The 24,128-nt window shown below is 59.9% G+C and carries 15 protein-coding genes; 9 read left to right on the forward strand and 6 right to left on the reverse strand.

Features of this window, described 5'->3' with window-relative positions:
* Positions 1-56: 56 nt before the first annotated feature.
* Genes CFT68_RS21090 through CFT68_RS21100 form a run of 3 tightly spaced genes read right to left on the reverse strand, consistent with a single transcriptional unit; the run spans position 57 to position 5,752 of the window.
* Positions 57-1,256: an alginate lyase family protein gene (locus tag CFT68_RS21090; RefSeq protein ID WP_088845666.1), complete on the reverse strand. Its 1,200-nt coding sequence runs from the start codon at positions 1,254-1,256 to the stop codon at positions 57-59.
* Positions 1,256-2,674, reverse strand: coding sequence for a RagB/SusD family nutrient uptake outer membrane protein (locus CFT68_RS21095; protein ID WP_088845667.1), 1,419 nt, complete (start codon positions 2,672-2,674; stop codon positions 1,256-1,258). Before CFT68_RS21095 ends, CFT68_RS21090 begins: the two co-directional genes overlap by 1 nt.
* Positions 2,675-2,701: 27 nt before the next feature.
* Positions 2,702-5,752 carry a SusC/RagA family TonB-linked outer membrane protein gene (locus CFT68_RS21100; RefSeq protein WP_088845668.1) on the reverse strand — a complete coding sequence of 1,017 codons (3,051 nt, stop codon included), beginning with the start codon at positions 5,750-5,752 and terminating at the stop codon, positions 2,702-2,704.
* 316 nt (positions 5,753-6,068) lie between these two features.
* Here CFT68_RS21100 and CFT68_RS21105 point away from each other — a divergent pair, with 316 nt between their 5' ends.
* The 3 genes from CFT68_RS21105 to CFT68_RS21115 all read left to right on the forward strand — a co-directional run bounded on the left by CFT68_RS21105 (position 6,069) and on the right by CFT68_RS21115 (position 8,863).
* A complete protein-coding gene (locus CFT68_RS21105; RefSeq protein WP_088845669.1) occupies positions 6,069-7,088 on the forward strand; it encodes a LacI family DNA-binding transcriptional regulator in 1,020 nt (339 codons plus the stop codon).
* Positions 7,089-7,263: 175 nt separating this feature from the next.
* Positions 7,264-8,028 (forward strand): type I methionyl aminopeptidase, encoded by a 765-nt coding sequence (map, locus tag CFT68_RS21110; protein WP_088845670.1) that lies wholly within the window; start codon positions 7,264-7,266, stop codon positions 8,026-8,028.
* A gap of 370 nt (positions 8,029-8,398) precedes the next feature.
* Complete coding sequence (locus tag CFT68_RS21115; RefSeq protein WP_212590454.1) at positions 8,399-8,863, forward strand: DUF4202 domain-containing protein; 465 nt, start codon at positions 8,399-8,401, stop codon at positions 8,861-8,863.
* Between the two features lie 107 nt (positions 8,864-8,970).
* On the opposite strand, the gene CFT68_RS21120 is transcribed toward CFT68_RS21115, so the two are convergent.
* Complete coding sequence (locus CFT68_RS21120) at positions 8,971-10,011, reverse strand: replication initiation protein (protein ID WP_088845671.1); 1,041 nt, start codon at positions 10,009-10,011, stop codon at positions 8,971-8,973.
* 1,268 nt (positions 10,012-11,279) lie between these two features.
* On the opposite strand from CFT68_RS21120, the gene CFT68_RS21125 reads away from it, so the two are divergent.
* Positions 11,280-14,231 (forward strand): PAS domain S-box protein, encoded by a 2,952-nt coding sequence (locus tag CFT68_RS21125; protein ID WP_088845672.1) that lies wholly within the window; start codon positions 11,280-11,282, stop codon positions 14,229-14,231.
* A gap of 111 nt (positions 14,232-14,342) precedes the next feature.
* On the opposite strand, the gene CFT68_RS21130 is transcribed toward CFT68_RS21125, so the two are convergent.
* Together CFT68_RS21130 and CFT68_RS21135 are read right to left on the reverse strand one after the other, a co-directional pair.
* Complete coding sequence (locus CFT68_RS21130; RefSeq protein ID WP_088845673.1) at positions 14,343-14,765, reverse strand: response regulator; 423 nt, start codon at positions 14,763-14,765, stop codon at positions 14,343-14,345.
* 92 nt (positions 14,766-14,857) lie between these two features.
* The gene (locus CFT68_RS21135) at positions 14,858-16,066 is read right to left on the reverse strand and encodes a PAS domain-containing sensor histidine kinase (protein ID WP_088845674.1); all 1,209 of its coding nucleotides are present in this window, start codon (positions 16,064-16,066) and stop codon (positions 14,858-14,860) included.
* 616 nt (positions 16,067-16,682) lie between these two features.
* Between CFT68_RS21135 and CFT68_RS21140 the strand changes: the two genes are divergently transcribed.
* The 5 genes from CFT68_RS21140 to CFT68_RS22355 all read left to right on the forward strand — a co-directional run bounded on the left by CFT68_RS21140 (position 16,683) and on the right by CFT68_RS22355 (position 24,123).
* The gene (locus tag CFT68_RS21140) at positions 16,683-17,045 is read left to right on the forward strand and encodes a hypothetical protein (protein WP_141106669.1); all 363 of its coding nucleotides are present in this window, start codon (positions 16,683-16,685) and stop codon (positions 17,043-17,045) included.
* Between the two features lie 262 nt (positions 17,046-17,307).
* Positions 17,308-17,496 carry a hypothetical protein gene (locus CFT68_RS21145; protein ID WP_088845676.1) on the forward strand — a complete coding sequence of 63 codons (189 nt, stop codon included), beginning with the start codon at positions 17,308-17,310 and terminating at the stop codon, positions 17,494-17,496.
* 203 nt (positions 17,497-17,699) lie between these two features.
* Positions 17,700-18,119 (forward strand): hypothetical protein, encoded by a 420-nt coding sequence (locus CFT68_RS21150; RefSeq protein WP_088845677.1) that lies wholly within the window; start codon positions 17,700-17,702, stop codon positions 18,117-18,119.
* A gap of 62 nt (positions 18,120-18,181) precedes the next feature.
* Entirely contained in the window at positions 18,182-18,595 is a 414-nt protein-coding gene (locus CFT68_RS21155) for a hypothetical protein (RefSeq protein WP_088845678.1), read from the forward strand.
* 1,019 nt (positions 18,596-19,614) lie between these two features.
* Positions 19,615-24,123: a T9SS type B sorting domain-containing protein gene (locus CFT68_RS22355; RefSeq protein WP_317044131.1), complete on the forward strand. Its 4,509-nt coding sequence runs from the start codon at positions 19,615-19,617 to the stop codon at positions 24,121-24,123.
* Positions 24,124-24,128: the final 5 nt, after the last annotated feature.

A 24,128-nucleotide genomic window follows, 5' to 3' on the forward strand; every position in this document is an offset into this window, starting at 1 on the left:
TAGCGCCAACCCTAGCCTCTGGGAAGGCAATCGGGCTGGCGTTAGGCCGGTTGGCTTTACAGGGCCCAGGGCGTACGTACAAATTCGGGGTACAAAGCAAAAACCTTATCCGTCGGCAGGCTCGGGTACTGAGGCCCCGCCTGGTGGTAAATAGTGAGAATGGTGGTATTGCCGGCAGGTACGGCATCGGCCTTCTCCATTTGCTTCTGGCGCAGCAGGTAGGGCTGAAACCACGCCACGGCCGGAGCCAGTCCCCGACCATCGGGGGTGCGGTACTGCCAGAGGTCCAGGCCCACGTGGCGGGCCAGCACGGCCAACTGCACCCATCCCTGCAGGTTCATGGACACGTAGTTCCAGGGGCGGGTGCGGGCCAGCTCCAAAGGCTGCGACCCATCGGGGGCAAACTGCACGGGGATGCGCGGCAGGGTCTGGCTTTCCAGCGTTTGCTTGGCCAGGGCCTGGTTACCCGTGAACAGGGCAAAGTCCACCACCTGCACATCATGAAAAGTGCCGTGGTTGTTTTTGTTGCTGCCCTCTTCCCGGCCAATCTTGCTGGTGGTAAGCCATTGATTGTATTGGGTGTACCACTGCTTGAGGCTGCTCACCAGCTCAGGCGTGATGCTCTTGCTGCCGCTCATCAAGGCCAGCGCATCGGGGATATTCACCAGATGGCGCGTCTCAATAATACCGAAGCTGCGCCCTTCAAACATGCCCGGGATGCCCTGCCCATAATTCAGGTTGGGATTCATGCGGGTGGCCGCGTCGAGGAAGAACACGCGCAGCAGCTTGGCGGCGTGGGCGGCGTACTGCTCATTGCCCGAAAAGTAATAGCCCAGGCCCAGTGCCTGCACGTCGCGGCACAGGCCGCTCAGGTTTTCGCCGTCCTTGAGGGCCTTCACTTCCGGGTTCAGCAGGCCATCCTTCTGCAGGTAGGGCTTGCCGTCGGGCTTGCTTGGGTCGGGCCACCAGTAGGGAGCCTGGGAGATGTAGTCGTGCTTGTCGCCGCTGGGCGGCACCCGCTGCTTGGTCGTGATGGTGTAGGGGCCGTGCTTGAGGGCTTCGCTGGCTTTGGCCACCAGACCACTCACTTGCTGGGCCTCGGCCTTGCCGCCCCGCTGGTAGGCCTTTTTGTAGGCTGCCAGGGCCGCGGGGTCGAGGAGGAGGAAGGGCGTAACGGGAGCCACCTGAGCGGCTCCGGTTAGCGCTAGTATTCCACCCAGCACCAGCCCCCGCACCAACTTACTGGAGATGCGCATTAGTAGCCGGGGTTTTGGGTCAGGTTGGGGTTGAGAATCAGCTCGGGCTGCGGAATCGGGAACAGGAAGTACTTGTCGTCGATGTCGCGGTTGAACACGGCCTTCTCGCGCTGCTTCAGGCGCTTAAGGCGCACCAAGTCAAAATAGCGGTGGCCTTCCTGCACCAGCTCCCACCCTCTCTCGCGCACCAGCAGGTCTACGAAGGCATCCTTGGTCGTTACCTTAGTGGTAGGGATAGGCGCCAGACCGGCCCGCACCCGCACCTGGTTGATGCCCTGGTACTTGAGGGGGTTGCCCGGGTTCAGGTTGTTGAGCGCCTCCGACTGCAGCAGCAGAATGTCGGCGTAGCGGGTAATCAGGTAGTTGGCCCGGGAGTCGTTGCCGATGCGCTTGTCGTCGCGGAACTTGTTGAAGTAGTAGCGGGGCAGGGTGGTGGTGCCGGCCTGGTTGCTGATGTTCCAGGCCCGGCGCGCGTCGTTGGCAGCATAGGAGCGCACCAGGCTGTCTTCCACGGTAAAGGTGCCCAGGCCCTGCAGCTGGGAGGGCAGAAACTGGCGCACGATGATGCTGCCCGTGTTCGGGGGCAAGTCAAATTGAATGGAGAAGATGTGCTCGGGGCCGTTTTCCTTGTCGGGGTTGAACACGTCGCCGTACACCGGCAGCAGGCTGTAGAGCTTGGAGTCGATTACCCGATTGCAGGCGTCCAGGCCACTCTGGTTGTCGCTGGGGGTGGCGGCAGCCGTGGTAGCCCGCGTTACGTACACCTTGGCCAGCAAGGCTGCCGCGGCGCCGCTGGACACGCGTCCTTTCTCGCCGGCCGCAATCTTGTTTTCAGGAAAGCAGTTTTCCTCCGCAAACTTCAGGTCGGCAATAATCTGCTCGTACACCTGGGCAATGGGAGTGCGGGGTGGGCGCAGATCTTCGGTAGGGCCCTTCACCGTAGCCAGCACCAGGGGCACATCGCCGAAGCTCCGCACGAGGTCGAAGTAGCCCATGGCCCGCAGGAAGCGCGCATTGCCGATGATGTTGTTTTTGCGGGCCTCATCCATCGTGATGGCGGGCACCTTCTCAATCACATCATTGGCCCGGTTGATCATCCGGTAGGAGTTGGTCCACCAGCTGTTGATTTCGGTGTTGGTGGCCGTGAAGGTGAAGCGCGAAAGCTGAGCCCGCTCATCAGTCGAGGAACCCACGCGGATCAGCTCCCCGGGCAGCTCCGTCACCTGCCAGCCCGTGCGACCGAAGTAGGTTTGGGGCAGCAGAGCGTTGAACACCCCGTTGAGGCCGGCCACGGCATCGCCCTCATTCTGGTAAAAGTTTTCACTGGAAAGGAAATCATAGGGCTTCTCCTCCAGGAACTTCTCGCAGGAAGCCAGGCCCAGGGTAAGCAAGCTTAAAAACAGGATCGACTTTTTCATATCAGGTGGGAGTGCTGCAGGGGGAGATTAGAAGCCAATCCGGACGCCGGCAATGAACGTGCGGGTGCTGGGGAAGGCGTTGTAGTCGGTGTTCAGGCTCAGGTTGTCGCGCCCGAAAGAGTTTACCTCGGGGTCGTAGCCGGTGTATTTGGTGAGCGTCACCAGGTTCTGGGCCGTCACGTACACGCTGGCCGACTTGACGACCGTGCTGAACTTGGGCAGGGAATAGCCAAGCGTAACGGTCTTGAGGCGCACGAAGGAGCCATCCTCAATCACGTCGCTCACAATGCCGGTGGAGCGGCGGATGGTACTGCCCGCCCGCGGAATGGTGTTGCTGGGGTTTGTAGGCGTCCAGCGGTCTACCACGGTCTTGAGCTTGTTGGTGGTCGTGATGCCCGACTCCAGCTCGTAGCGGTTCAGGTTGAGCACGTCGGAGCCCTGCACGCCCTGGATAAACACGCTCAGGTTAAAGCCGCCGTAGGTGAAGCCGTTGGTGAGGCCATAGATAAACTTAGGCTGAGCCCGGCCGATGATGACGCGGTCGGCGGCTGTAATCTGGCCGTCGCCGTTCTGGTCGATGTAGCGCGGGTCGCCGGGGCGCACCGCGGTTTTGGTGCCGCTGGCCGTGATTTCCTCCTGGGTCTGCCAGATGCCCCCGAACTGGTAGCCGTAAAACGAGCCGATGGGCTCGCCCTCGCGCAGGATGCTGGTGTTGCCCAGGCCCGCGCCCACGAACAAGCTGGAGCTGGACTGGCCTACGGGCAGCTCACTAACGCTGTAGAGGTCGAGGACCTTGTTGCGGTTAAGCGAGAAGTTCAGGTTGGTTTTCCAGGAGAACTTCTTGTTGTCGAAGTTGGTGGTGTTCAGGGCAAACTCGAAGCCCTTGTTTTCCACGCTGCCGGCGTTGAGCAGGATGTCGCCGTAGCCCGTGGTGCGGGGCGTGGCTACGCGCAGCAGCAGGTCGGTGGTTTTCTTGTAATAGGCGTCGGCCGTAACGGAAATGCGGTTTTCCAGGAAGGCCACGTCAATGCCGACGTTGGAGGCCGCCGTCGACTCCCACCGCAAATCCGGGTTGAGGATGTTGGCCGGCACCAGGCCTACGAGGCGGGTAGATCCCGCAGCGTAGGAGCCCACGTCGTAGCGGGCCAGGGACTGGTAGTTGTTAATTTCCTGGTTGCCCGTGATGCCGTAGCCCAGGCGCAGCTTCAGGTCGCTCAGGAAGGTGAAGCCGCTCATGAACTTCTCATCGATGAGGCGGTAGGCAAAAGCAGCCGAAGGGAAGTAGCCCCACTTGTTGTTGCGGCCGAAGCGCGAGGAGCCGTCGGCCCGCATCGTGACGGTGAACAGGTACTTCTCAAATAGGCGGTAGTTCACGCGGCCGAAGTAGGAAGCCAGCGTGTTGGTGTACCGGCCGGAGTTGGGCGTTTGAATATTCGCGCCTAGGGCCAGGTTGTCGGAGCCCAGTGTATTGGTAAAGAAGTTGTTGGCGGCGGAGCTGAAGTCGTTGCCGTAGAACTGCTGCTCACTGAGGCCGACTACTGCGTTCAGGGCGTTGTTTTCGTCTATCTTTTTGTCGTAGGTCAGCGTGTTTTCGTTTAGCCAGCTGTAGCGGTTGGTTTGCGCACGGTTGGCGGAGCCCCCGGTCAGGCGGCCCAGAAACACGTCGGAGGGCCGATACACGTTGGTTTGCTGGTTGTTGTAGTCGAGGCCCCCGCTGATGCGCAGGGTCAGGCCGGGCATCAGCTCGTAGTTGGCGGCCACGTTGACGAGGCCCCGGGCAACGGTGCGCTGGTCCTTGGTCTTCATGGCAAAAGCCACCGGGTTGCCTACGTCCTCCACGTAGGGTAGGGGCGTATTGGAATAGGTATACTCCCCATTGGCATCGCGCACCGGGTTGATGGGGCTGAAGCGCAGGGCATCGAGCAGGGCTCCCCCGAAGCTGCCGCCCTGGGAGTTCACGAAGGCCCGCTTCTCGAAGGTGCCGGCTAGCTGGCTGGAGAAGTTGAAGTTCAGCTTGGAGCTGATCTTCTTATCCAGGTTCAGGCGGACCGTGCCGCGCTGGAAGCCGGAGTTGAGGATGATGCCTTCCTGGTCAAAGTAGTTGAAGCTCAGGTTGTAGCGGGTTTCCTCGGTACCCCCGTTAAAGCCCAGCTGGTAGTTGCTCATGCGGGCCCGACGCAGAATCTCCGACTGCCAGTCGGTGCCTTCGCCCAGCTCGTCAATCTGCTCCTGGGTGTAGGGCTGGGGCAGCGTTGTGGAGCCTGAGTTCACGTCGTTGAGGTAGGTGGCAAACTCCTTGGCGTTCATCAGCTCATACTTATGGCGCACGATCTGCACGCCCGTGTACGCCTCAAAGTTGACGGTGCCCTTGCCGACTTTGCCCTTTTTGGTGGTAATAAGCACGACGCCGTTGGCGCCCCGCGAGCCGTAGATGGCAGTCGCGGAGGCATCCTTCAGCACCTCAATAGACTCAATATCGGAGGGGTTGATGGAGTTCAGGTCGCCGGCACCGGGGAACCCATCGACCACAAATAGGGGCTCGTTGCCGGTATTGATGGAGTTAGTGCCCCGAATGCGGATGGACACGTTGCCGCCCGGCTCGGAGTTGGTTTGCGTCACCTGCACCCCGCTCACGCGGCCCTGCAGAATTTGGTCGGCGCGGGCAATAGGAGTTTCCGCTACCTGCTCGGCCGAAATGGACGCCACGGAGCCCGTAATGTCGCGCTTGCGCTGGGAGCCGTAGCCGACTACGACCACCTCGTTCAGGTTTGTGGACTTCTCCTTGAGCTGCACCGCCGGCAGGGTGCCGTCGCTGCCAACCTTTACTTCCATGGGCTCAAAGCCCACGAAGGACATCACTAGCGTGGGGTTGCTGTCGGCGGGCACGGGCAGCGTGAACTTACCGTCCCCATCGGTGGAGGTGCCGGTGGTAGTGCCTTTGATAACCACGGATACGCCCGGCAGGGGGCTCCGGTCGCCGGCACTGAGTACAGTGCCGCTTACTTGGCGGGTCTGGGCATGAGCAGCGAAGCTTGCTCCCAATGCCAAAGGGAGTAGCAGCAGCGTACGAGTATGCATAAGGCGGAGCGATTGGTGGGAAATACGACGGTAATCTCGGTAAACTCCGTTGGCATAAATCACCAAAACCCAGGTTTATTTACGTAAACGTTTACGGAGGTTAAGTACTCACTTACTCTGCTTTGCGTCACTTTACATCGCCTGACTAGCGGGCTATATATCCCTCAATAAGAACACCTTACAAACTATCACCTTACCACTAAGGAGTAGCCCGACTGCTCCCGCAACCCAGCAAAATTTACGTAACTAAAGCAACGAAATGAGGGGAGCCGTTTCGGAAGTAGGTGGGCCCGCCCAAGCTGGTTAACTTGACCACATGAAACCCGTCAACCTGAAAAAACTCGCCGAGGAGCTCAACCTCTCCGTGGCTACGGTATCACGAGCGCTCAACGACCGGTACGATATATCACAACTCACCAAGGACCGGGTGCGGGAACTGGCTACGCGGCTACATTATGAGCCCAACCCCTACGCCAGCAGCCTACGGCGGCAGAAAAGTAAAACCATTGGGGTCGTTATACCCGAAATAGCCAACCATTTCTTTTCGCTGGCTATCAATGGGATAGAAGAGGTGGCCCGCGACAACAACTACCACGTTCTGATTTATTTAACTCACGAAGACTACCAGCGGGAGCTGTCGAGCATGCGCCTGCTGGCCGGGGGCCGCGTAGATGGGGTGCTGCTTTCCGTGGCGAGCAGCAGCCAGGATTTTGCCCACCTGGACATGCTGCGTGAGCGGGGCATCCCCATGGTGTTCTTCGACCGGGTATACGAAGATATGGCCACGGCCCGCGTGACTACGGACGACTATGACAGCAGCTACCGGGCCACCCGCCACCTGTTGGAAGAAGGGTGCCGCACCATTGCCTATTTAACTATCTCGCACCACCTCTCTATCGGAAAGCGGCGCCTGCAGGGGTACATTGATGCCCTGCGCGATAGTGGCCTAGCCTACGATGAAAGCCTGGTGCTTCCCGGCCAGCTTGACAAGACGCATGACATAGCCATAATCAAAGAGCTGCTGGAGTCTAGGCCAGCTATCGATGGCATCTTTGCTTCCGTCGAGAGCCTGGCCATGAGCAGCTACGAGGCCTGCCGCCTGCTGGGGCGAACCATACCGCAGGACATCAAGATTCTGGGATTTTCTAACCTGGAAATAGCTTCTTTGCTCTCCCCTCCCCTTACCACTATCACGCAGCCAGCCTACGCCATTGGCAAGGAAGCCGCTAAAATTCTGTTTCAGGCTGTCATTAAAAACAAGCCCATTTCCTCCAACCAAAGCCTGGAAATAAAGTCCGAGCTGATTGTGCGGGGCTCCACCCGCCTCCAGGCCTGAGCCCCTTTGCCCTAGGCGTGGGCCGGGGTTTTGCCGGCTCCGGCCGCCACCCCCGCCCGTAAGCAGCTGCCGACCGGGGCAGAAAGGGTACCCCCACTGCGGCTGCGTAACTTGGCGGCGCTTTTCTTCCTGTCCATAAGCGCTCTGCAACGGCCGAGAGCTAAACCCTTGTCCCATGTCCATCACTTCTCAAGCAGACTTAACCGGCCTTCAGCTTATCAGCCAGGCCGTAGGCACCACCCTCAGACACATGCGCGAGTATGCCCAGCCGGGGATGACGACCAAGCAGGTAGACGACTACGGCGGCCGGATGCTGGCCGCCCTCGGGGCTAAGTCGGCCCCGCGGCTTACCTATGGCTTTCCCGGCTGGACGTGCATCAGCGTCAACAACGAAGTGGCGCACGGCATCCCATCGTCGCGCAGGGTGCTGCAGGAAGGCGACCTGGTCAACATCGACGTATCGGCGGAGCTGGGCGGCTACTGGGCCGACAACGGGGGCTCCTTCGTGCTTGGGGAAGATATTCACCAGCACCAGCCCCTGGTCGATGCTTCCCGGCAGATCCTGCGCACGGCCCTCAGCCGCATTCGCGGGGGTGTCCGCATTGCCGATATCGGCGGTCTGATTGAAGCCGAGGCGCGCAAGGCCGGTTTTCGGGTGATTAAAAACTTGGTTGGGCACGGAGTTGGTCGCAGCCTGCACGAAGAGCCTACGGAAATACCCTGCTATTACGACCGCTACAACCGGAAACGCTTCCAGAAGAACTCCGTGGTGGCAGTGGAGACGTTTATATCCACCCGCGCCTCGCTGGCCCATCAACTCAGCGACGGGTGGACGCTGGCCACCAAAGACGGCAGCTTCGTGGCCCAGCATGAACATACCATCGTGATTACGGATGGGGAGCCCCTTATCCTAACGGAGGAAAACCGGATCTGGGAGTAAGTCTTCCTGGCTTGTATCCGCAACCTTAAGTCCGGTAACTTTTCGGAATCGCGGAAAAATGGCGCCAGGCTAGTAGCCTTGGTTGGCACGCGCCAACTACTGACTGGACCGAAAACCCAGCAGAAAGACAGTGCTGCTGCGGCAGCCAGGCTGGTACCCTGAGCGCCGTTAGCTTACCAGTTCGGGCTTAGTCTATCTCACTGTAGCCGATTGTGCTGCTTCATTTGCTATGGCCCCCTTATGACTCCTGAACCCGATCGTTTCACCGCTGCACTCAAGAAGTTTGACGCAGCGAATGCTGCCGACCCTCAGCAGCAGCAGGATGGGCAAGGGCCTCAGCTGGCCCAAGGAGCTGCTGTATGCCTAGCGCATGAGCGTCTGCCTGACCCGGGTGGCGCCGGAGGCCCCCGAGGCCGTGCACCTGGCGGCCCGCTGCCAGCATATCCGCCGGTGGGCCATTCCGCGCCACACCTTTCCCCTCGACCGGGCGGGGTACCACCAGTGGCGCAACAGCCTAAAGAAATTCCACGCCCAGGCAGCTGGGGAGCTTCTCGTCGAAGCCGGCTATAAGCGGGATCTTGTTGATCGGGTGCAGGCCCTGCTGCAAAAGCAGGAGCTGGCGCGGGATGCCGACGCGCAGCTGCTGGAGGATGTTGTGTGCCTGGTTTTTCTGGAGCACTGCTTCCTGGACTTCGCCCAGCAGCACCCCGAAGAAAAAGTGGTAGACATTGTGCGCAAACCCTGGCGTAACATGACTTCCCAAGGGCAGCAGCTGGCCTTGCAATTACCATTGCCTGCAGCAGCGCAGGTATTAATTGGCAAAGCCTTGGCCTAGAACAGCTGACGCCGGCAAGGAGGGGCCTACCCCCACCACCCAGCCAATGATGATCAGGGCCGGGTGCTGGAGCTTGCTTATCGGTGAAATTTGTGCTTTTCCAGCCCCTACTTGAGGATGGGGTACAGGCCCGGAAACTCCGTTTTGAGCAGGTTGATGGTGGCGCCCCCCAGGTTGTCAAACACCTTGTTGCCGGCCTCAAAGTCGCGCAGCAGGGGGTGGCTGGCTTTCATAAGCTTGGCAATCTTGGCTTCATCGTCGCCAAGAAAGTCCAGCACGTGCTGAATCTGGGTGGCCGTCATCTTGAGCTTCTGCAGGCGCGTGACAATGCGCTGGTGCAGGGTGGGCAGCTCGGAATCCAGCGATAGGGTCATCTGCTTTTCCGGGGGCTTGCTGCGGCTCGTGGAGCGCGGGGCGGGTGCCCGGCCCCCCGCCTGCTCCGGCAGCTTGGCCAGGGCCTGGGGAATGGTAAACCGCACGGCCTGCACTTTCTTGCCTTCCTTTATGGGCTCGTAGGCCACTATCCAGCCCAGGGAGTGCAGCTCCCGGAGGGCGGGCTCGAGCACGTAGCGCTTGAAATCATAAAACAGCGTGTAGGTCACGTCATTGTCGTCGCCCAGCACCTGCTTGCGCAGCGAATCGAAGTCCACCTCCCAGACGCCCACATCATCCCAGGATTTCAGCAGCCAGTACAGCCGGTGGGCGTGGGCCGATTTAAGGGTCAGCAGCGTTTCAATCTCCACGTGGGTGTACTGCTCAGCCAGCTGCAGCAGAAAGGGCTTGATCTCGGGAGCGAAGTTGCCGGTGAGAAACCCGGTGCCCTCGTTCAAATCAATGTAGCTGATGATAGAGTAGGCCGTAAAGCGCTTCTTGTTGCCGCTCTGGGTTTCAATGCTGACCACCTTGGACATGAGGCTCTTGCAGGCGTCGCGGATGGTCTCATACACGCTGCCCCCCTTTTTCTGGGTCATCACCCGACTTAGGTGAATGGAAATGCCGGGCAGCTCCGTCTGGTCCTGGTGAATGCAGCCCAGCGCCAGCGCAAAAATGCGCGCTTCCACGTGGGTGAGCTTCAACGGCGCCCGCACCAAAGCATTGGCCTGGTAGGCCCGGGGATACTGGGGAGCGGGTACGGGAGCTGGCATCATAGGGGAGGAAATAGAGAGCGGCCCACGAATATATACGGATCAGCGTGAAAATCTATCGGTATTCACGTACATGAATATAGAGTGCCATTTTTCACGCAGATATATACGCCTTACTGTTGAGTGCCATTTTTCACGTAGATAAGTAATGAAGCGCGGGAGCTGGTGCCATTTTTCACGTAGATGCAGGACGTGCGGGACAAGACCTTAGCGCCGCTTCACGCAGGAGTGCCGTTTTTCACGCAGGAGTGCCGTTTTTCACGCACATGGTGCCATCTCTCACGTAGCAGAGTGCCGTTTTTCACGCACATGGTGCCGTTTTTCACGTAGATGGGTGCCGTTTTTCACGCAGCAGAGTGCCGTTTTTCACGTAGATAATGGCTTGGGGGATTTGATAATCAACGAGTTACAGCGCCCTGAATATAGAATAGTAAAAGAATAGCTTAAGAAGACAGAAGAGGTTCAGATTTTTTGATAAAAAATTGAAAACCAAAAAAGAACGGCTCTCAAGGTAACGCTAGGGCAAAAGCCTTTTTTAAAGCAGCCAATGCGGTTTTTTTGGTCGCCGGCGCGGGCAGCAGCCTGGCACCCAAGCCCGTAAGAACTCTCCGGGCATCTGCGTGAAAAATGGCACTCGTCTCCCGGCAGGTCAGAGCGCAGCCCTTCACCGGGCAAAATCATCTACGTGAAAAATGGCACTCCCCTTTCCACTTGCCCTGGCATTAAGGTCAGCCCACGCCGGACGTAAACCGCCCGAATGGGGCTTAAGGGAAGAACTTTGCTTAGCTCACCAGGCGGGTCCTGACGCCAACGCGCCGCTTTCCCATTGTGGTGGCCGTAGTGAGGTCGGGCAGTTTTCAGCTTTCCATGCCTTCCGGGCAAAGCTGTGAAGCAGCTCTAGCCCTCGACCCTTCCTGGCCTAAGTACCGCCACCGGCACAGAGGCCTAGGCCAGTGTAAGGAAGCCTGCCCCGGCCGTTTAGACCGGTGGTGCCAGCCGGCATTTGTGGTTAATGGCCAGCGACATAGCCCGGAGCCTGCCGAGGTATATAGGGAAAGGAATAGAATATAAAATTTCTTAGAGCATAAAAGCGGTACCTTACATGGCTATCAGGTTTTTAGTGAACCGGAGCGTAGGCTGCATTTTGCATTGAAGCACTAGTTACTAGCCTTTAACAAACCTATGGGGCGGACTTCCTTTGCGCAGGACTTCTGCCCCTCCCCTATCCATACGTCAACGCTGGTCAGCCTGGCCAGTGCCCCACCACCATCATGAAGGAAAGCGAGCAGAAGTATCGGCGATTAATTGAAGCCAGCCAGGATGTATTGGTCACCATCAACCGGCAGGGCCACATCATCGACACCAATGAGGCCGCAGTTACCCTGACGGGCGTGGAGCGAACTTCTTTGATGGGCGCGGGCTTTTTCTCGTTGTTTACTGAGCCCGACCGGGTGAAGCAGGCTTACCGGGAGGTGGTAGACAACGGAACGGTCAGCAGCGTGCCCTTCACGATTCGTCACACCAATGGTACCCTGACCGAGGTCTTGTTCGACGGCTCCGTGCACAAGAACGAGCTGGGCGAGGTGCTGGGCGCGGTCATCGTGGTTCGGGAAGCGGCCGAGAAAAACTGGGCCACGGAGCTGGGCATTGCCAACAAAGAGCTGGCGTTCCAGCACAACGAAAAGGAAAAACGGGCCGACGAGCTCAGCATTGCCAACGAAGAGCTGGCCTTCCAAAACAACGAAAAGGAAAAACGAGCCGCGGAGCTGGGCATTGCCAACGAGGAGCTGGCGTTCCAGAACGACGAGAAAGAAAAGCGCGCGGCCGAGCTGGGCATTGCCAATAAGGAGCTGGCGTTTCAGAACGATGAAAAGGAAAAACGCGCTCAGGAACTGAGTGTGGCCAACAAGGAGCTGGCGTTCCAAAACGATGAGAAAGAAAAGCGGGCCCAGGAATTAAGCGTAGCAAATACTGAGCTCGCGTTTCAGAATGACGAAAAGGAAAAGCGGGCCCAGGAGCTGATCATTGCGAATGCCGAGCTGGCCTTCCAGAATGATGAAAAGGAAAAGCGGGCGCAGGAGCTGAGCATTGCCAATATCGAGCTGGCGTTCCAGAACGACGAGAAAGAAAAGCGGGCCCAGGAGCTGGTGATTGCCAACAAGGAACTCGCCTTCCAGAACGACGAGAAAGTCAAGCGCGCGGCCGAGCTCCGCGTGGCCAACTACGCCCGGGGCCTGATTGAAGCCAGCCGGGACCCGCTGGTGACCATCAGCCCGGAGGGCAAAATCACGGACATGAACCAGGCCACGGTGAACATCACGGGCATGGGCCGCGAGCAGCTGATCGGCTCCGACTTCTTCGTGTACTTCACCGACCCGCAGATGGCCCGCGAGGTGTACCAGGAAGTGTTTGCCAAGGGCACCGTGGCCGATTCGCCCCTGACGCTGCGCCACAAAGACGGCAAGCTGACGGATGTGCTCTTCAACGGGTCGGTTTACAAGAACGACGAAGGCAGCGTGCTGGGGGTGGTGATTGTGGCCCGCGACGTGACCGACCAGAAGCGCATAGCCACGGAGCTGATTGAGGCCAAGTTCGCGGCCGAGCGCGCCACCGTGCTGGCCGAAGACGCCCAGGCCAAAGCTGAAAGCGCGGTGAAGGCCAAGCAGCAGTTTCTCAGCAACATGAGCCACGAAATCCGCACGCCCATGAACGCCATCATCGGCTTCACGAAGGTGGTGCTGAAGACCGAGCTGACCGACAAGCAGCGGGAGTACCTGACGGCCATCAAGCTCAGCGGCGACACGCTGATTGTGCTCATCAATGACATTCTGGACCTGGCCAAGGTCGATGCGGGCAAGATGACCTTCGAGCAGATTCCGTTCAAGCTCTCGGCCTCAGTCTCGGCTATGGTGCATTTGTTTGAAACCAAGATCCAGGAAAAAAATCTGGCCCTGGTGATGGACTACGACGCCAAAATTCCGGAAGTGCTGGTGGGGGACCCCGTGCGCCTGCACCAGGTTATCCTGAACCTGGTCAGCAACGCCGTCAAGTTCACGAGTGAGGGCACCATCACGGTGGGCGTGCGCATGCTGGTGCAGGACTCGGAAAAGGTGATTCTCGAGTTTTCCGTCACCGACACCGGCATTGGCATTGAGGAGGCTAAGCTGAGCACCGTGTTCGACGACTTCCAGCAGGCCACCAGCGGCACCAGCCGCCTGTACGGGGGCACGGGGCTGGGGCTGGCCATCGTTAAAAACCTGGTGGAGCCCCAGGGCGGCACTATCAACGTGAAAAGCCGGGTAGGCGTGGGCTCCACGTTCAGCTTTATCCTGAGCTTTGGCAAAACCACGGAAAAGGCCGATGCCGAGCTGGGCCTGACCATAGAGCGGGAAACCGGGCTCCAGGACGTGAAGATTCTGGTGGTGGAAGATATTGCCCTCAACCAGCTCCTGATGAAGACCCTGCTCGAGGACTTCGGCTTTGCCATGGACGTGGCCGGCAACGGCAAAATAGCCCTGGAGAAGCTGCGCACCACCCGCTACGACATCGTGCTCATGGACCTGCAGATGCCGGTTATGAACGGTTTCGAGGCCACGGAATACATCCGCAACGAGCTGCACCTGACCGTGCCCATCATTGCCCTGACGGCCGACGTTACGACGGTAGACGTGGAGAAGTGCAAGGCCGTGGGCATGAACGACTACATCTCCAAGCCCATCGACGACAAACTGCTCTACAGCAAAATCATCAAGTACCTGAAGCAGGTTGATTCCGGGCAGGGTACGACGGAGGCCGGCGCCGAGCTACCGGCCACGGCCCCTACCTGCGTCAACTTCGACTACCTGAAGCGCATCACCAAGAGCGACGCCCGCATGGCCGAAATGATTGGCCTCTACCTGCAGGAGATTCCGCAGCTGGTGCAGACCATGAAAAAGGGCATTGCCGAAAAAGACTGGATTGCCCTCAAGCGTGCCACGCACTCCATCATCCCCACCTTTGCCACCATGGGCATGGACCCCGAATTTGAGAGCATCGCCAAGTCCATTCAGAGCATGGCCGTGAACCTGATTTCCGTTGGCGACGGGGCCAGCCAGGAAACAATGACTGGCCTACTGACCTTGTTTTCGAAGATAGAAACCGCCTGCGCCCAGGCTGCCCGGGAGCTGGAGGATAAGCTCCTGGCTTTATCACAGGCCCTAGGCCAGGCGCAAGTAAATAAGTAGATCAGAACGAGGCGCAACCTGCTCACGCAGAGCGTGAGAGCCGCTGCCCCCGCCGGGTATTAGCCCGATGCGGCGCATGAGCTCAGGGCGGGCCACCGGAAAGCCGGGCGTCTATTCTGCCGAGAACCGGCGCTGGAAGTGCAGCTGCAGGATGGTGTCGAGCTTTTCTTTGGTCAGGGGCTTGCTGACCAGCCCGGCAATGGGCAGGGACTCAATACGGCCCAGGTCGACGGAGCTCATGGAGGCCGTGTGCATAACGATGACGACCGCCTGCTGCTGATCCTCGGGCAGTTGCTGGTAGGCTTCCACGAAGTCCATGCCATTCATGCCCGGCATCTTCACGTCGAGTAAAACCAGCACCGGACTGGTCGGATGGGCGTCGGCGGCCAGGTGCTCCAGGGCCGTGAGGGCCTCCCGGCCATCATTGGCGGAAAGGTACTGGTCGGCCACGCTGAGCTGCCGCAGCAGGCGCTCGTTGAGGTCGTTGGTAAGCGGATCGTCGTCGACCAGCAGCACGCTCGAAAGCTTTATCATCGCAGAGCAGGGCACTGGGGTACCGGAAAAAGCTGGCCGTAACCAGCACATTGCTTGAAAAATTGTGGGGTAAAGTTAGGGTCGGGAGGCCGCTACGCAAGCTCAATGAAAAAGGTAGTGCCTTGCCGTTCCCGGCTTTCCAGCCAGATGTGCCCGCCATGGAGCTCCACGATTTGCTTGGCGATGAACAGGCCCAGGCCCGTAGTTGTTTCGCCCTGCAGGCCGGCGCGGCGGGTGGGGTTGAACTTCTCAAACAGGCTGCCGTGCAGCTTGGCCGGAATGCCGATGCCCGTGTCCTGCACCGTAAGCAGGGTCTTGCCGGCCTCTTTGCGCAAGCCAACGGTGATGGTGCCCCCGGCCGGCGTGAACTTGAGCGCGTTGCTGAGCAGGTTGGTCAGCACCCGGCCAAACTTCTCCGGGTGGAGGGGAGTCTGCAGGGGCTCCGGCGGCAGATCCAGGACCAGCTTCAGGCCCTTTTCCTGGGCCTCCAGGCGGTGCTGATCGAGCTGCGCGCTTACGTAGGTGCTCAGGTCGGTGGGCCTTTTCTGCAGCCCATTCTGATCCAGGTCGCCAATGTAGAGCACGTCTTCGAGCAGGCTGTGGGCGTGGGCGCAGGCCTGCTGAATCAGGGACAGGTAGTTCACCATCTCCGGCGGCGGGGGGGCCTGGCCGCTGCGGCTGGCCACTTCGCGCTGCAGCAGGTCCGTGAGCAGCTCGATGTGGGCGATGGGCCCCTTCAGATCGTGGGTGGCCAGCTGCAGAATGGTTTCCTGAGCGTCGTACACGCGTTTGAGGGTGGCTTCGAGGTGCTTGCGCTCAGAAATATCTTCCAGAATCGTGTAGCCGAGCTCGGCCCCTTCGTCGGGAAAGAGCACCGAGTGGACCTGGCACCAGAACGAGGAGCCATCGGCACGCACCAGGCACGTTTCCAGGGTGAAGGCCGGCAGCTTGTGTTCCCAGAGCCGCTGCTGCAGCTCCTGCCAGTCGGCCCGGTGGTCGGGGTGCGCAAACTCAATAATTTTGCGCCCAAGTAAGTCCTCGGGGCTGTTGAAGCCTAGCATGGCTACCACTGCCTGGTTTACCTGCCGGATTGTGAGGTCGGGCGTGATGATCTTCTGGCCGAGGGGAGCATTTTCGAACACGGTGCGGAAGCGCGCCTGGCTCTGCTCATAACGGTCTTTCTGCACCGAGCCCGCCGCTTTGGTCGCGAGCTGCTCGCGGAGCTGGCGGACTTCATCGCGCAGGGCGTCGGTTTCTGCCTGAGAAGGAGCCCCGGCGACGGGTGTTGGAGCTTGGGACATAAGAGCAATTACTGGAAAACGGGAATACGGAAAGGTACGGAAAGAAAAGGCCCAAGCGAATGAAGCTGACCTGCACGGCCCTCACCCGGCTGGGTGGACCGCCGCGGGGCTCTAAGCCAGAGCTGTCCTTCCTAGGCCAGGGTGAAGAGTGAGTTTTCTTCTGTCAATAAGAATGTTATGCTGGACTGGCTGAAGCCTCTCACCTGAATCGTTGCCTATTTGTAGAGACGCAACAGGGGGAGCATTGTCGGTAGAACAACTGGCCTAGAACGAAGCCTGGTAAACATCCTCAGCAAACGAAAGCCACCGGAGCTGACGACCTGACCTAAATTATGGCGCCTCTACCTCCGGCAACATCCGCACGCGAGATGCTTGCGCACAACTTTCATGGCTAAAGCAAAAAAAATTATCCATTGGCAATAGCTGTGTTTCCACGGTAAGCTCGCCCATATGACAGATGAACTGTCTGATTCGCCGGATAAAAAACTGAAGCTCTCAGCGACAGAGAGTTGCGACCGGGTAGCATCCTCTAGCAAGCACATCCTTTCAGCTTCCCTCTCGGTATAGAGGCGATGAAGCGCCGGAACGGCGCTATTTGCTTCCTCTCCGCAGCCCTATGGATACTGTTTTACTACATCGCCTTCAACAGCTCCGGGATGAACTGGACATGAGCATGACCTCCAACACCGGGCTGTCGGTGCTTTACTCCCTGCGGCGGGAGCTCGTGCGCTTCCTGCGGCGGGTGCCGGCCCCTTTGCTCTCCACGCTGCCGCTAGCGCTGTGCACGCAGTTCCGCACCTGCCTGGGGGCATTGCAGGTGCCACCGTCCTTTCCGGGCAGCAACCTGCAGAAGCTGCACCTGGAAACTGAGCAGGCGCTTTCCTTTCTGGAGGAAATAGCCAACCTGGATGGTGTTTTACTTAGTGCGCCGGCCGGCGTGGCTCAGGCCCGAAAAGGAGGCCTGCCGGTAAGCAGATAGGTTTTCCCGGCCGGAAAATTAGACCGGGCAGAAACCCAGTCTGCGCGGAGTATGCCCGGTGCTTACATCAGCTATTCTTGGCCGGACCGGCTCTGTAGGCCACCTTCGGCTGGCGTCCTCCCGTAAGAAGGCAGCGACTCCGCCACCTGACCGACCACCAGGTGGCGGAGTCGCGGCAGCTGCGGTTTTATGCCGGCCACGCCCTTGGAGCGCTCTCCGTAATTGACCGCCAGCCCCGCCGCCTTACAGCGAGCTGAATGATTTGCTTACCCGCATCGGCACCCTGAGCCAGCTGGCCCGCCGGCAAGAAGGCCTGCCTAATTCGCCGTCCCTGTACCGAACCCGGCGCTCTATCGATGAGGAAGCCGATCTGGTTATCTGGCTGCTAGAGCAGCATACGGCAGATGCGCTGGCCGCCCTGCAGGCCCCTCCATCCTCCTCACTGGCCTAGCCTCCCTTTAACTTCGAAAGAAGAAACAGACTTCTTGGATCTGGGACCGGCTTATCTCCGCTCTGCTGCCGGTATGCGCTAGGAGCTAGGTTACTACATTTCCTGCGGGACCACAGGGTCCCTGCTTTTTTGGGCATCCTCCGAATGGCTTCTTAGCTTTGTGGCCCTTTGCTTACCAGAGTCTCCTATCTCACATTTTTCACATGCTCCAGCTGTCCGGATTACCAATCTATTACCAGAATTCCATAGGGCGCTTGTATGAGGATCCGGGGGGCTATGTCATCGTGGATTACAACGCCGGCAGCCGCCTGAAAACTGACTATACGGCTTTCCTGCAGCACCTGGAAAACCTGCTGAAACGGCGGGGCTGGAACAAGATGCTGGCCAACCAGCGGCTGATGGCTCCCTTCACCGAGGAAGAAGGCCTCTGGATTCGCGGTCAATGGCTTACCGTCAGCCACGCGCTGCAGCGCGAGATGGTGGCCGCCGTGCTGCTCCCCGACGACGTGTTTGCCCGTCTGGGCATGAACTCTCTCATGCACGAGGCCCGGGAAGGCGCCCTGGTTTACCGGATCTTCAATGATGCGCAGGCAGCCGCGGTGTGGCTGCGTCAGGTGGCCTAGCAAGGCGCGCCCGGCGCAACCCTGCTCAGCTTCCCGCGTTGAAGCCATCCAACCCGCTTCTGATGCCCATTCTTGTCTCCTATCCCGTCTTGGTGCTGCACCTGCATCTGGGTTCCTGCACTGCGTTGGAAACCGAATGGCTGGGCTACGCCAGCAGCACCGACTTTCGCCTCCACATTACGGAGGCACTGGACCTGGCCCGGCAGCACGGAGTAACGGCCTGGATAGCCAACGACCGCCTCCTGGGCGCCGTGCGGCCCACCGACTTAACCTGGATCGGAGAGGAAGTGCTGCCCGCCATGGTCGAGCTGGGCATTGTTCGCTTCTGCCGGCTGGAAGCAGAGCAAACCCTGAATAGAATGCTCATCGCGCACCTCTATGAGGACACTACGCCCGCTCTGCCATTTGAAACACGTACGTTCCCGGAGGTCCAGCAGGCCCGGGCCTGGGCTACCAGCCCTCTTCCTGCCAACTAAGCTCCTGTTAGCCTAAGCGCCGTCCAAATGCAGGGACCTGCCCTATTCAGCAGGGAAACCTACCCTTTACGGAGGGATTGCTGCCAACCGTTTTTCCTGCGTCCTAAACGATACCCGCCTGGTAAGCGGCCTCTAAGACAATTTCAGAGAATGAGTAATTGCCGAGTGGACACCGAATGTGGCCTAGACCGGGCAAATCTACTTCGTCACCACTACTACGCCTGAAGCGCTGGCGGCGGCCGTTTTTCACACCCAGCTTGCGACTTCTGGCAAGGAGGTATTCCTTCCGCAGCAGCTGCAATGCAAGTTTTACTTTCATTACAGTTGGGGTATTGCTGAATAATAACTCCGCTGGGTGAGTGCTTCTCCTTACTGTGCTATATGTGGTAATCCGAGATACAGGATTAATTATATTATTTATAAAATAAAATTAATATTTTTTGCGGCTCTGTAAAAGTGCATAATACATCGTTATTGTGTGTTTTTTCTCGGGTTACGCTAGCAGGTGACCTGTTCTATAAGGTTAGTATTATTCTTATTATACAATTTATTGACTGGACATTCGCGCAATTTGACATTGCTAGCAAATTATAAGTTAAAGAGGGGCAAGCTCGGCAGATAGCTTGAAAGAATATAGGCGTTAATCAGATATAACTTGCTGTAAGAAGGTAGTATAGAAAGCCCAATTAGGCGCTATTGAGACCAGTCTGGCCGTAAATAAACGGTTAGCAGGGTTGTTATAACTATTCTGACATTGCATTGCATAAACATGCTTGGCATTGTGTAGCTTTAAGGAAACCGGTTGATTATGCTTTCTTTGGAAAGAACTGATCTTCAGGTTGCTTCCTGCAGATGAGCGAGTAGTGGTTTTTTCCTGCACTCGCTTACCTGTCCGCCCACTTACCTGCCCTACCATGCGCGCAGAGCTAACGCAGTCTACCCGTATTCCCTATCTGCCAATTCCTACTTCCATCCAACTTACTGGCATCAGCCACCGATGTACGGCTAGGTGGGCACGTATGGCCGTAGGTTGGCTTCTGACGTTGTTTGTGGTCTTGTTGAGCGGGGCGGCTTCTCCGGCTCTTGCGCAGGCGACCTCCCCAGAGTGCGCGGCCGATGAGAAGTTTGCCAACACCTGGTATTTTGGCTTCAAAGCGGGGCTGGACTTCAATCAGGCCTCGGCCGACTCCCTGCCGAAGGTGCTCACCGATGGAGCCATGGATGCCCCCGCCGGCTCGGGGGTGATGTCGGATAAGGACGGTAAGATTCTCTTTTACAGCAACGGCGAAACCGTGTGGAATGGCGACGGCTCCGTGATGACCAACGGCACGGGGCTGGCCGGCAACCGCTTCACCACCGACGGCCCCCTGCCCATCAAACTGCCGGGCAAACCTACGCCGGGCCAAGCTACGCGCTACCTGCTCTTTACCCTGAATAGCACCGTAGGCCTGAGCTACTCGGAGATAGAAATTCCGGCGGGTGGGGGGCCGGGCACCGTCATTGCCGCCACCAAAAACACGCCTCTGGCCCGCGGCACGGCTGAGAAGCTCACGGGCGTATTTCATAAAAACGGCTGCGACATCTGGATTATCGCGCACGGCTGGGGCGATGAAAAAGCGGGCAATGACAACCGGGGCGACGCCTTCCTGGCTTACCGCGTGCGGCAATCCGCCGGCTATACCGGGCCGGTCCTCATCGACGCGCCCATTCTTTCAACCGTCGGCAGCCTGCACGCGCCGAGCGTAGCGGCCCTGGGCTACAAAGGCCAGATGAAGGTAACGCCTGATGGGCAGCGGCTGGCCCTGGCCCGCTACAGCGAAGCGGTGGGCGACAGCAGCAGCACCGTGGAGCTGTTTGGGTTTGACACCGGCACGGGCCAGGTGAGCGTCAACCCGCAGGTACCGTACGTTGTAGACAAGGGCGCGGGGAAATACTACGGGGTGAGTTTTTCGCCCGGCAGCTACCTCTACGCCACCGTGCGCAACCCGGCCAAGCTGCTGCAGTTTGATATCAGCGGAAACGGGCCGGTCACCAAGCAGGACATTCCGCTTAAGCAGAAAACTCCCGCCGACCTGGGCTCCATGCAGGCTGCGCCCGATGGCAAGATTTACGTGGCCCGCGACAACCAGCCCGCCTTGGGCTTCATCCCCTACCCCGACTCGCTGGGACCCAAGATCGGCTACGCCGATGATAGCCTGCAATTGGGCGGCCGCCTAAGTGGCCTAGGCCTGGTCAACTTCAACCAAAGCTCCTTGTTGCGCGTGGGGCCTAGTGCGCAGATCACGGGGTGCCGGCAAATTTCCTTCAGGGCCCCGCCCATTGACTTTGATAACAAGAAGTATCTCTGGACGTTTGGCGACGGCGCTACTTCAACCGAGGAGAATCCGGTTCATGTGTACGCTACGCCCGGCAACTACACCGTGACGCTGCGCATTGATACCGACTGCTTTTGCCGCGAAAGCTCGGGCCGTATCCAGGTGCCGGACTTGCCGGTACCGGGCAGCATTGCGGCGCCTCAGACGGTGTGCGCGGGTACTGCGCCAGCCACGCTGACCAGCAGTGCTAGCGCTACCAGCGACGCTGGCTTGCCGATTGTTTACCAGTGGGAATCCTCGACGGATAACACCACCTTCACAACTATTGGGGGAGCTAACGGTCCCACCTACACGCCACCAAGTTCGCTGCCGGTTGGTACGACTTATTTCCGCCGCCGCGTTCAGCTGCTGCTGCCGGATCGTACTGGTCCTTACTGCGAATCCCGCACGACCGCCTCGGTCGCCATTACGGTGCTGCCTGCCCTCACGCCCGGCACCATTGCCGCCGACCAGGCCGTGTGCGCCGGCAGCCCAGTAGCCCCCCTGACGAGTACTGCCCCGGCCACGGGTGGGTCCGGCGCGTTTGCCTATCAGTGGGAGTCTTCCCTGGATAATGTGACCTGGACGGCTATCGGTGGCGCGACGGGCGAAACCTTCGCGCCCGGCTCTCTGCAGGTCACCACCTACTTCCGTCGTCAGGTAGCTTCCGGGCCGTGCACTTCCACCCCATCGAATACGGTTATTATCAGAGTGGAGCCGGCCGTGCTACCCGGCAGCATTGCCGCCAGCCAAGCGCTCTGCGCCCGCAGCACCCCCGCCCCTCTCACCAGCGAATCGCCGGCCACGGGCGGCCCGGGCGCTATCAACTACCAATGGGAGTCTTCAGCGGATAATAACACCTGGTTGCCAATCAGCGGAGCCAACGGGCCTACGTTTGCACCGGGTCCGCTTACCGCCACTACTTCCTACCGCCGCCGGGCCAGCTCGGGCACGGCCTGCTCGCCGGTCTTCTCCAACGTGGTGACCATCACCGTAACCCCGGCGCTTGTGGCGGGCACCATTGCCGCCGATCAGACGCTGTGCGTGGGAAATGCGGCCGCGCCCCTGACGAGCACGGCTCCCGCTACGGGCGGGACGGGCTCCTTCGCCTATCAATGGGAGTTCTCGGCCGACAATACGACCTGGACGGCAATCGGCGGCGCAACGGGCGAGACCTTCTCGCCCGGACCACTCACCGCTACCACGCTTTTCCGGCGCCGGGTAAGCTCCGGTGCCTGTGCCGCCACGCCGTCCAATGTCGTGACCATAACGGTGGTTCCCGCCCTCACGGCCGGCAGCATTGCCGCCAGCCAGGCGCTGTGTGCGGGCAGCCCGGTGGTGCCCCTTACCAGCACCGCCCCCGCTGCGGGAGGTGGGGGCAGTATTGCTTATCAATGGGAATCTTCCCCGGATAATGCTGCCTGGGCGGCTATAGGGGGTGCCACTGGCGCCGACTACACACCCGGCCCCCTTACGACGACCACTTACTTCCGGCGCCAGGCCAGCGCGGGCACGGCTTGTTCCCCGGTTTTCTCCAACGTAGTGACCATCACTGTGACCCCGGCGCTGACAGCCGGCACCATCGGTACCAGTCAGACCGTGTGCCCCGGCGCTACTCCTGCACCCCTTACCAGCACTGCAGCAGCCAGTGGCGGCACGGGCTCCTTTGCCTATCAGTGGGAATCCTCGCCGGACAACAACAGCTGGACGGCAATCAGCGGCGCTACCAGTGCTGACTTCACCCCGGGTCCGCTCACGGCTACTACCTATTTCCGGCGCCGCGTAAGTTCGGGGCCTTGTGGACCAGTGTATTCGCCGGTAGTTACCCTGACGGTGCTGCCGACCCTTAACGTGGGCAGCATTGCGGCCGACCAGAATATCTGCGCCGGCACCACGCCCGCCTCACTTACCAGCACCGGCGATGCCAGCGGCGGTACGGGCACGTTTGCCTACCAGTGGGAATCGTCGCCGGATAACCTGACCTGGAACCCCATAGGGGGTGCCAACAGCGCTACGCTTGCCCCCGGCCCCCTGACGGCCACCACCTATTTCCGGCGGCGCGTGACGTCGGGCACCGGCACCTGCTCCACGGGCGTTTCCAACGTGGTGGCGGTGCAGGTACGGCCCGTCGTGACGCCCAGCGTGAGTTTGGCTACCCCGCCCGTGCAGTGCCCCGGCACACCGCTGACCTTCACGGCCGTGGTGGCCAACGCGGGCCCGGCGCCTACGGTCCAGTGGTTCGTGAATAACGTGGCGGTGGCCAGCGGACCCACATTCACCAGCAGCACGCTGGTCTCCGGCGATCAGGTTCGGGTGGAAGTGACGCCCACGACGGGCCTGTGCAGCACGGGGCCGGCCGTGGCCACGGTCACGGTGACGCGCACCCCTACTCCCCTGCCTACGCTGGCCATTGCCGTGCAGCCGGGCGGGCCCGTCTGCCTGGGCGCACCCCTGACCTTCAGCATCGCCAGCGTAACCGAGCCTGGCCCCACGCCTGCGTATCAATGGCAGGTGAATGGCAGCGACGTGCCCGGGGCTACGGGCCCGGTCTTCACCAGCACAACGCTGCGGGAAGGCCAGACCGTGACGCTGCGCCTGCGCACCACCAACAGTTGCGGGCAGGCCCTTTCGGTGGTTTCCAATGGCATCCCGGTGCGCATTCAGCCGCCGGTTGACGTGGATGCCGGCCCCGACAAGGAGATTCTGGCCGGCACTTCCGTGACCCTGGAAGGCCGCGCCGACGGCACTTACCCCGTGACGTGGAGCCCAACCGTGGGCCTGGCATTCCCCGGCAATCCGCTGCGGCCCGTGGCCTCACCCACGGTGACGACAACCTACACGCTTTCGGCCGGGGATGGCGGCTGCGCCGACTCCGACCAGGTGACCGTGACGGTGCGCCCCCCCATTCGCATTCCTAACGCCTTCACGCCCAACGGCGACGGCCGCGACGACACCTGGCAGATTGAGTTCATTGAGCAGTTTCCCGACAACACCGTGAGCGTGTTCAACCGCTGGGGCAACCGCATCTTCTCCGCCAACAACTACAGCCGGGCTAATGAGTGGCGCGGCGACATCAACGGGCAGCCCGCGCCGGTGGGCACCTACTACTACGTCGTCGTCACGAAGGGGCCGCTGGGCAAGTCCTACAGCGGGTCGATTACGATTCTGTATTAACCAGG

The sequence above is a fragment of the Hymenobacter gelipurpurascens genome (genome assembly GCF_900187375.1).
Taxonomy (GTDB): domain Bacteria; phylum Bacteroidota; class Bacteroidia; order Cytophagales; family Hymenobacteraceae; genus Hymenobacter; species Hymenobacter gelipurpurascens.